Below are 3,942 nucleotides of genomic sequence, written 5' to 3' on the forward strand. Positions count from 1 at the left end.
GGCAACCCTGATGCTCGGCCGCCGACCGGCGACATTGCTGTGCCGTGCGAATCGGCGTAGCGTGACCGGTTGGCCGGCTCGGCCATGACCAAGCCTCAAATTTTGTTGCCGGGCAGCATCACTCTTAGTTGTGTGAGCGGCCGCGGCTTGCCGTCTGTGGATTTTCGACACGAAATGACGTCCTGATAAGAACACTTCTCAGGACATTGCGAAAATTCTTCTATAGTGGGGGTACCGCTCTTGGGGGACCCTTTTTCATGCCTACGGAGGTGGTGGCTTCAGAGGTAGCGCCGGCCCCTGGCCAGCTCACCGCCAACGCCAGCGTGCCGCCGCGGCGCCGTGGCCGCCCGCGTGGCGCGAAGACACGCCTGCTGCGCGAAGGCAGCGGCGAGCTCGGCCGCCACCACTTCGCATTTCTGCGCGCCCTCCTCGACGGGGTCGACCTTGAGCGCGCCTGGCGGCTCTACCTCTCCTTCACTGGCGGACCCAGCGATCGTCGCCACTTCGCCACCCGTCTGCGCCTGGTCGTCGCGGCGATCGAGCACGCCGGCGAGGCGCGGGGTTGCGGTTCGGAGTTGGCGGTGGCGCTGCCGGCCTTGCGCGCTTTGCCCGACTTTGCCGTAGCGAAAGCTGGACGAGGGGCAGGAAAAGCCGGACACATCAGCACTCCCGAGGTCGCGCTGAGGCCGGCATCGAGCCAGCCACCCTCCCCTAGCCTCGAAGAATGGCGCTCGCAGTACTGCGGTGCGACCGGAATCGACGAGGACTTCTACACGGAAGCGGAGTGGCTCGAACTCTACGGCGAGGAGTTCGGCGAGGACGCGGCGGCGGGTCAGACCGGGGCAGGAAATGCCGGACACTTGGCCGCCCCGCCCTCCCCTGCCCTGTCCGCCACGACTCATTCGCGACTCGTCGAGGGGTCGTCTGCCGCGGCCGCCCCGCGGCTATCTGCGATCCAACGCAAGGCGGTCGTCGAGGCACTCGCGGCGCTCGAGCGCGTGCTGTCGCGTGAGGCCAGTCTGGAAGACGAGGCTGGCTTCTGGCTCGGCTCCGGCATCCCGCGCGACCTGGCCAAGGTCGGCGTCAAGTCGCTTGGCGACCTGGTCAACTACATCAACATCTACGGGTTCCGGTGGCACCGCCGTGTACCCCGGATGGGCGTCGTTCGGGCCCGGCGGCTGCTCGAGTGGCTGACTCCCATCGCCGAGGCCGGCGGGCGGCCCTTCAAGGAGTCGGCCCGGCGCCCCGAGACCGACCTGGCGCTACTGCGCCGGCGGGAACTGGCGGGTCGGGGGGTGGCCGGTGCAGAGCCGTTCGCCCTGGTCCCGATCGTCGACGGCGCCTTGTCCGATGCCCTGTCTGGCCGTCAGGGCGCATTCCGATCGCATGAGGCCAACGTCTGGGGCGCGGAGACCGATGTTCAGGCGATCAGCCAGTGGCTGAGCCGGTACCAGGGGCAGACCCGGCGAGACTACACGCGCATCGCCGAGCGCTTCTACCTCTGGTGCATCCATGTGCGGCGCAAGGCCCTCTCCTCGCTCCAGGAGCCCGATCTGCAGGCCTACCAGGCCTTCCTGGCGGCTCCGCCGGCCGATTGGGTGCAGGAGCGCAAGGTGAGGCGCGAGGACGCCTCCTGGAGGCCTTTCCGCGGCCCGCTGGGGCGGAACAGCCAGCGGCACGAGTTCACCGTCCTGGGCAGCATGTTTTCCGCCATGCACGAGAAAGGGTACCTACGGGCCAATGCCATGGCGAACCTGGGCCGGACGCTGGGCCTGCTGAAGCCGAGCATCGACGTTCGCCGTTCCCTGAGCGAGCGCCAGTGGGCCTTCGCCATGGAGGTGCTGCATGAAAAGCCGGACACTCCCGAGCGGCGGCGCCTGCAGTTGCTGCTGGAACTCGGCAGCACCACCGGCCTTCGTTTGTCGGAGCTGGCCACGACCCGGCTGAAGGGCTTCCGGCGGGAACTGGTGGATGGCCAGGAGGCATGGTTGCTGGACGTCATCGGCAAGGGCGGGAAGCCCCGGACGGTGATGGTCTTCGACGAGATCAAGACGCTGCTCGAGCAGCACCACCGGGACATGGACGCTGCAGGCCTGGGCTTCGACTCACGTGTGGAGAGAGTCCAGGCGGCCAACAGCCTTCCGACTACCGCGGCAGGCGAGCGCATGGCGGGAACTGGCCACGAACTCGACAGCAGGCCCGATGAGGGCGTGGGGCAGGCATTGCAGGACGCGTTGCGGGCAGAGCACCAACAGGCCTGGCGGCCCCTCGTCGGGATCCTCAAGCGCCCTCCCCCGCGGCGCAATCTGGACCGGCTCGGCGTTCCGTTCCTGGATCGCGAACTGCCGTCGCAGGCTGACCGCTACGGCGCACTGGAGCGCTCGGCGATCTACAAGGCGCTGCGCCGGTTCTTCCGCGAGGTGGCCGTCGCCGCTGCCGCGCGCGATGGTGCCCCCGGTTCGGCGGACTTCCTGAACGCATCGACTCACTGGCTGCGTCACACCTTCGCCAATTCCGCCGTGAAGCAGATGCAGCCCCAGGTGCTGCAGAGCCTGCTTGGGCATTCCGACCTTCGGGTGACCTCGGTCTACGTGAAGGCGGACGCTGTGGACCTCGTAAGGGGCATGCGGGCGATGCAGCGCGCGGCCGGATCGGGGACCGAAGAAGCGCCGCGCCGCAGGGCATCAGCGGCGTCCACCACGCCAAAGTAGGCCTTCTGAAGCGGGGTGTGGTACGGAACCACACCCCCCCCTCGGCGGCCCCTGGAAGGGGCATTCCGGAGCGCTGTGGTACGGTACCACGGAGCGCATTTGGAGGCCGATCAAGGCCGCGCTTCTGGCCCCCCTGACTCGCCGGAATTGACTCCGGATTGAGCCTCGGCGAGGGATTCGATGGTGTCCGTGGTACGGAACCACGGACACCCCTTACGGTGCTTCCGGGAGGTCCGAAATCAATTTCTGGAGGGCCGTCTCGAAGGCTGCCCAGCGTGCCGGAGGCAGGACCCCACGAGGCAATTCCACGGTGACCGCACCACCCTTCCCCGCTCGGATCACGCCCTTCTTGCCATCGGCAATAACGAAGGCACGCGAAGCCTCCTTTGCCTTGGCCTTGCCCTTCGCCGACACCGCCTCGGTCAGGCTGCGGAACACCTCCGCAGCAGCCGGCTTCGGCGACCGGCCGGCGAGCAAACGGGCGGCCGACAGCACTGCGTCCGGATCCTGCTGGTAGGCCTTGTCCAGCGCGACAGCCCAGCGGAACTGAATGTCGACCGGGCTGCGGAACGCGCCGACGATCTCCTGCGGCAACTCGGCCACACGAAGCGCCTTGGCCACGTTGCTGTGGTCGAGTCCGATCTGTTCGGCCAGCCGCCTCGCACTGGGAAACAAGCCCTCGTTCAGAGCCTTGTGATAGCTGACGCCCTGCTCCCAAGCCGACAGGTTCGAACGCCCGCGGTTCTCCCGCTGCATCTGGACGTAGAGCGCTTGGTCATCGACGTTCTCGTCGACGACCGCACGCACCGGCAAGCCCAGTTCGAGGCACGCGCGCGTCCGGCGCGAGCCGTAGACCAGTTCGAACCGCGGCCCCTCCGGCTGCTCCGCTGCAGCCCCACGAACGGGACGTACCTTGATCGGCTGCACGTTGCCGCCGGCACTCTCGATCTCCTGCTTCAACTCCGCGAAAGCCTGGCTCGAGAACGAGTCCGGATGGCGATCGGCCCAGCGCGTCAGCGTGATCTGGCGGGGATCGATGAGTTGCTCGCCGACCTGCAGCTTGAGCTTCTCGATCTCGGCGTTGAGCTTTGAGACGGCTTCAGTGTCGGCCGCCGCACCGTTGAGCATTCGGGACAGCATCCCAACCCCCGTGCGAGGAAGGGCTGGCTTGACCTCGGCCTGCGGATCGGAAGTCACTTCGGGTTCGTCGACATGGTCCGGAATCTTGAAG

2 protein-coding genes are annotated in these 3,942 nt (G+C 67.5%); one reads left to right on the top strand and one right to left on the bottom strand.

The window, feature by feature from the left end; all coding sequences use genetic code 11:
• Positions 1-257 precede the first annotated feature (257 nt).
• The gene (locus tag VGD93_RS11800; RefSeq protein WP_395012265.1) at positions 258-2,711 is read left to right on the top strand and encodes a phage integrase family protein; all 2,454 of its coding nucleotides are present in this window, start codon (positions 258-260) and stop codon (positions 2,709-2,711) included.
• Positions 2,712-2,924: 213 nt separating this feature from the next.
• Here VGD93_RS11800 and VGD93_RS11805 read toward each other — a convergent pair.
• On the bottom strand, positions 2,925-3,942 hold a 1,018-nt coding region (locus VGD93_RS11805), incomplete at its 5' end, for a ParB/RepB/Spo0J family partition protein (protein ID WP_395012267.1).

Source organism: Devosia sp. (genome assembly GCF_036406155.1).
In the GTDB taxonomy this organism is placed as follows: domain Bacteria; phylum Pseudomonadota; class Alphaproteobacteria; order Rhizobiales; family Devosiaceae; genus Devosia_A.

Coding starts and splice junctions, on each gene's coding strand:
- VGD93_RS11800 (WP_395012265.1), top strand. CDS start 258: ATGCCTACGGAGGTGGTGGCTTCAGAGGTAGCGCCGGCCCCTGGCCAG.